At 69.0% G+C, this 1,174-nt stretch carries 1 protein-coding gene and 1 tRNA gene; both read right to left on the bottom strand.

All coding sequences use genetic code 11. The features are described 5' to 3' along the window. Positions 1 to 490, bottom strand: a 490-nt coding sequence (locus ACZ5CR_RS46370) for a serine hydrolase domain-containing protein (RefSeq protein WP_468870069.1), incomplete at its 3' end; no start/stop codon positions are given. Between the two features lie 610 nt (positions 491 to 1,100). Further along, a tRNA-Thr gene (locus tag ACZ5CR_RS46375) sits at positions 1,101 to 1,174 on the bottom strand.

Consider the following 1,174-nt stretch of genomic DNA (forward strand, 5'->3'; position numbering starts at 1 on the left):
ACAGTCCGCTGCGCATCTCGGCGAGGTGGCGCAGCGTGATCCGGTGACCGTTCGGCACGCCGTGGACGTAGCGGGAGATCGGGTCGTCCAGCCGGATCCGCCGGTCGTCGACGAGCTTGAGCAGCGCGGTGACCGTGAAGGTCTTGGTCTCGCTGCCGATCCGCGTATACAGATCGGTGCTCATCGGCTCGCGGGTGGCCTTGTCGGCAACCCCGCTCGCGCGGACGTAACACCCCTTGCCCGGCATCCACAGCCCGACGGCGACCCCGGGGATGCCGGCCTCCCGGCGGACATCCTCGACGGCCTTGTCCAGCCGCGCGGTCATGTGACGTCCGAAGCCACCCGGCGGACACTTGTCCTGGCCATGGCCATCGGCGCCCGCGAGGTGGACCGCGGTGTCGGCAGTGGCAGGAGCCGCCGCCACCGGAGCCAGCACGGACGCCGCCAGCAGCGCGGCTGCGAGCAGGCGTCGGGAGGAAGTACTTCGCATGTCGGGGCACCGCTTCCAGATCGGGGCTGAGGGTGCAACGGCACCACCCGGAGCCCGACGGGAGGCCCTCCTGCGGTACGCGTCCCTGCGAGTCCACTCGATCGGACCGGCGTTCGGCCACAACGGGCGGCGACCGACAGGCGTTCGACGCCTGAAAATCAGTGGAGCCACACGTCCGTGTGCCGTTAGCGTGCTCCCGCCCACAGTCGCCCTGCCAAGGACGTGCCGTTGTACACCAAGTGAGACCCCCCGAGCGCTGATCCGTCGCGCGGCACACATGTGCGCCGCGCTCCTTTTCGCTGCGGTCTTCTCACTGGAACCGGTGTATTTCTGTGTCCAAAAACTGGGTGCTCATGCCCACCCGCCTGAACCTGCCGCAAAACCCGGCCGTACGGCGCCGCGACGTGGGCGGCTCGGGTCAAACCGAGCGGCCGGCCTGGCAGTCTCCGTACGGTCCACCGCCCCACCGGGCGCACCGCGGCCGGTGGGCGCCTGTGCCGGTGTTGGCCCGTTCCGCCGTGCGGCGCGGATACCTGTGCCGCCGATGCGTCTGATCGCCTAAAAAGCAAAAGCCCCAGGTCACGGCGAGTGAGTCCTGGGGCTTCCACAGAGCCGCCTTCGGGATTCGAACCCGAGACCTACGCATTACGAGTGCGTTGCTCTGGCCATCTGAGCTAAGGCGGC

This window comes from Streptomyces sp. NPDC031274 (genome assembly GCF_055570235.1).